The sequence below is a fragment of the Jiangella endophytica genome (assembly GCF_003427025.1).
Classification (GTDB): domain Bacteria; phylum Actinomycetota; class Actinomycetes; order Jiangellales; family Jiangellaceae; genus Jiangella; species Jiangella endophytica.
Window position 1 is genome coordinate 1 of record NZ_QVAI01000051.1, and the last position, 1,915, is coordinate 1,915.

Consider the following 1,915-nt stretch of genomic DNA (forward strand, 5'->3'; position numbering starts at 1 on the left):
TGTACAACGACGCGAACTCGTCGTTCAACGGCTACCCGGACACCGACACCGAGTGCCGTGAGGTCGGGCAGCCGACGCACGACAAGACGCTGATCTCGGCCACGCCGATCGGTGGCGGCCAGTGGGAGATCGTCTACGGCATCGACGTGACGAACAAGGGCGTCCAGGCGACGTGGTACGACCTGGCCGACGAGTTGCGCTTCACCGACCAGGTCACCATCGTCTCCGCCGACGTGACCGCGTCGCCGGCCGAGGCCACGCTGTTCGACCCGCCGTGGAACGGGCAGGACCAGCTGGTCATCGCCGAACAGGTGCCGCTGGCCGGCACCGACGACGAGGGATACGCGCCGCACCACTACGAGCTGACGGTGATCGCCGAGGCGCCGCTGCAGCTCACACCCGGTGAGGGCGGTCAGGATCCGACGGCGTGCCCGGGCGAGGGCGAGGACCCGACCACCGACACGGCGTTCAACAACACGTCGTCGCTGACCGACGAGTCCGGCCTGAGCGAGGACGACCAGGCCTGCGCGCCGCTGCCGTCGATCGACATCGAGAAGACCATCAGCGCCGGGCCGACCGCCAACGGTGACGGGACCTGGTCGATCACCTACGACCTGGTCGCGTCGAACACCGGCGCCGCCGACGGTGACTACACCATCAGCGACCGGCTCCGCTACGGCGACGGCATCGTGGTCGAGGACTCCCAGGTGGTCGCCACGCCGGACGGGGTGACCGCGTTGGACACCTGGACCGGCCAGGGCGCGGACGGTGACCCGGTCAACGTGATCGCCGAGGACGTGCCGCTGCCCGCGGGCGGGGTGCACACCTACCAGGTGCAGGTGGTGTTCTCCCTGGACGAGGACACGCTCACCGACGAGTCGATGGCCTGCCCCGAGCCGGACTCCGGCGAGAACGGCGGGCTGGCCAACAGCACCGGCATCGAGCACAACGACCTCACCGACGACGACGAGGCGTGCCTGTCGCTGGGTGAGCCGGACCTGGACAAGGAACTGGTGTCCGCCGAGCCGGTGGACGACGGGCAGTGGCAGGTCGTCTACACGCTGACGGTGAACAACCTGCTGCCCGGCGAGACCAGCTACGACCTCGAGGACGAGCTGCTGTTCGGCGACACGATCGAGGTCGACTACGCCGAGATCACCGACGCACCGGACGGTGTGGACGTGAACGAGGACTGGGACGGTCTCGAGGACACCCTCATCGCCGAGGACGTGACGCTGCCGGGCATGAACGACGACGCCTACGCCCCGCACGTCTACACCATCACCGTGGTCGCCGACGTGCCGGTGTCGTTCGAGGTGGACGACGACGGCAACACCCAGGCCGCGTGCCAGGACGAACCCGGCGACAACTGGGAGAACGGCGGGTTGAACAACGCCGCCACCCTCACCACCGAGGGCGGCGACGAGATCACCGACACCGACTGCGCCGACCTGCCGTCGATCCACCTGGACAAGACCATCGCGTCCGGGCCCACCTCGACCGGCACCAACGCCTACACCATCACCTACGAGCTGGAAGTCCTCAACGACGGCGCCGCCGCCGGCGACTACGTCCTGTCCGACCAGCTCAACTACGGCGCCGGCATCACCATCGTCGACGTCACCGCCACCAACACCGACCCCGGCGACATCGCGGTGCTGGACACCTTCACCGGCCAAGGCACCGAGCCCGACGCGGCCGAGAACGCCATCACCGGCGACGTCACCATCGACATCGACACCACCCACACCTACCAGGTGAGCGTCGCGGTCACCGTCGACCCGGCCACCGCGACCGCCGAAACACTGCAATGCCCGGACAACCCGGGCGACGGCGACACCGGCGGACTGCTCAACCTCGGCCTGCTCGACCACAACGGCCACCACCTCGACGCCGACACCTGCGCCCCGCTCGA

At 68.9% G+C, this 1,915-nt stretch carries 1 protein-coding gene; it reads left to right on the forward strand.

Annotated features, from left to right (window positions below):
- Positions 1 to 1,915 (forward strand): hypothetical protein (locus DZA62_RS35200; RefSeq protein ID WP_157988113.1); only part of this gene is annotated, 1,915 nt, incomplete at both ends.